The sequence below is a fragment of the Mesorhizobium sp. M2C.T.Ca.TU.002.02.1.1 genome (assembly GCF_003997225.1).
Map to the genome: position 1 here is coordinate 1 of NZ_RZTO01001043.1, position 1,844 is coordinate 1,844.

Here is a 1,844-nt window from a genome sequence, read left to right on the forward strand (position 1 = left end):
CGTCGCCGGATACCTTGCCACATGGCTTGGCGCATCCGTCGGCTTCGCTGTGTTGACGCTGGCGGTCTACGCCTTTGCCGGTTCCGGCCGGATGCTCGATCCTGCCGTCGGCCTTGCCGGCGCCGCCGCGCTGCTCGTTGCCGGCCTCTATCAATTCAGCGGCCTGAAACAGGCATGCCTCGAAAAATGCCGCAACCCGTTCTCGATCCTGTTCGCCAACTGGAGCGCGAAACCGGGCCGCATCTTCCGACTTGGCCTGGAACAGGGCATCTGGTGCCTCGGTTGCTGCTGGGCGCTGATGCTGGTGATGTTTGCCGTAGGCGCCATGAACGTCTTCTGGATGACGCTGATCGGCCTGTTCACCCTGATCGAAAAACAGACTACCGGCAGGGTGGCCAGCCGGGTTGCCGGTGCGATACTGCTTGTGTGGGCGGTAGCCCTGCTATTAGTTTCGGCGTAAGGGGAGAATTCGATGACCGATCAAAGCTGGGCAATGAAAGGAGAGCTGGTACTCTCCTGCAATTGCACGGTTTTCTGTCCCTGCGTGCTGTCGCTCGGCAGCCATCCGCCGACCGAGGGCTATTGCCAGACCTGGGCCGGCTTCCGTATCGACGCGGGCCATTTCGGCGAGGTCGGCCTTTCCGGCCTCAATCTCGGCCTGATCATGGAAATCCCCGGCTATATGAGCCGCGGCAACTGGACGGCCGGCCTGTTCATCGACAAGCGCGCCTCGGTCTATGCGGTGAAGGCGTTGACCAAGATCTTCACCGGCAAGGCCGGCGGCACCACGTCACTGCTGTCGATCCTCGTCGGGAAATTCCTCGGCGTCGAGCAGGTGCCGATCACCTATGAGACGCGCGACAGGACGCGCGTCTTCCAGATACCGAAGATCATCGACGGCGCGGTGACGCCTATCCCTGGCAAGGATCGCGAGAAGGATACGGTAATCACCAATTCGGAATATTGGATCGCGCCGGAAATCATCGTGGCGAAGTCCGACAAGAGCAAGATGCGGGCCTTCGGCCGCAACTGGAATTTCGCCGGCCGCTCGGCCGAAATCTGCAAGCTGGACTGGCGGGGAACGTGAGCAAGAACACAGCAGCCAGGAAAGCGGCAAAGAAGATCGCGGAGCGGATTCCGTTGCCGAAGAAGAAGGTGACGTGGCCGCAGGCGCGCGCATTCTCCGTTCATCTGCTCACCGCGTCGGGGTCGTTCCTTGCCTTCCTGTCGCTGGTGGCGGCGAGCGAGGAGCGCTGGACGGCGATGTTCTGGTGGCTGGGGCTGGCGCTGTTCGTCGACGGCATCGACGGCCCGATCGCCAGGAAGCTCGAGGTGAAGGAAATCCTGCCGACATGGTCGGGCGAACTCCTCGACAACATCATCGACTACGTCACTTACGTGCTCATTCCGGCATTCGCGCTCTATCAGCGCGGCTTCATGGGCGAGAATCTGTCCTTCCTGTCGGCGGCCATCATCGTCGTCTCCAGTGCGATCTACTATGCCGACACCGGCATGAAGACGAAGGAGAACTTCTTCAAAGGGTTCCCGGTCGTCTGGAACATGGTGGTGTTCACGCTGTTCGTCATCGCGCCGGGGCAATGGGTGTCTTTCGCCGTGGTGGTGGTTGCCGGCATTTTGACTTTCCTGCCGATCAATTTCATCCACCCGGTGCGCGTCGTGCGGTTGCGGCCGGTCAATCTCGGCATGACGCTTTTGTGGTGTGCCTTCGGCGCGCTGGCGCTGGCGCAGGCAGCCCTTGCCGCCTTCTACGACAAGATCGGCGTTCTCAGCGAACAGGTCGGCGACTTCACCAAGATCGGCATCACCATCACCGGGCTCTATCT

The 1,844-nt window shown here is 61.3% G+C and carries 3 protein-coding genes; all 3 read left to right on the forward strand.

Annotation, left to right across the window (positions count from 1 at the left end):
- Positions 1–460, forward strand: a 460-nt coding sequence (locus EOD07_RS33080; RefSeq protein WP_206519632.1) for a DUF2182 domain-containing protein, incomplete at its 5' end; no start/stop codon positions are given.
- Positions 461–472: 12 nt separating this feature from the next.
- Positions 473–1,087, forward strand: a complete 615-nt coding sequence (locus EOD07_RS33085; protein ID WP_127238220.1) for a DUF1326 domain-containing protein — start codon at positions 473–475, stop codon at positions 1,085–1,087.
- The coding region (gene pcsA, locus EOD07_RS33090) for a phosphatidylcholine synthase (RefSeq protein ID WP_164772782.1) at positions 1,084–1,844 on the forward strand (761 nt) is incomplete at its 3' end. The genes EOD07_RS33085 and pcsA, both read left to right, overlap by 4 nt.

What these genes read in the sequence shown, in the direction of transcription:
- EOD07_RS33085 (WP_127238220.1), top strand. Translation starts at nt 473, where the DNA reads ATGACCGATCAAAGCTGGGCAATGAAAGGAGAGCTGGTACTCTCCTGC.